Raw genomic sequence first — 264 nt, 5'->3', positions numbered from 1 at the left:
GCATCAGCCAATGGCGATTGAGAATATCCTGCACCGTGGCCGACACCAGGAAATACTCTTGTCGCAAGCGCAATTCACGCCCGGAGGAGGTCGAATCGTCCGGATAGAGCACGCGCGACACGTTCTCCGAATGGTTTTTATCTTCCACCGCCGCGAAGTAATCGCCCTGATTGAACTTGCCGAGGTTGATCTCGTTACTGGCCTGCGCGCCCCACAACCGCAGCGTGTTGGTGGCGTCGGTGTCGAAACCGGGGATCACCTGAT

1 protein-coding gene is annotated in these 264 nt (G+C 57.6%); it reads right to left on the bottom strand.

The genetic code is table 11. The annotated features are described in order from the left end of the window. Positions 1-264 (bottom strand): glycogen/starch/alpha-glucan phosphorylase (locus tag AC4IFT_RS22530; protein WP_490752965.1); only part of this gene is annotated, 264 nt, incomplete at both ends.

It is taken from the genome of Providencia sp. UF-183 (assembly GCF_058246155.1).
The sequence above is the reverse complement of the archived record's forward strand: the minus strand, read 5'-3'. Positions and strand labels throughout refer to the sequence as shown.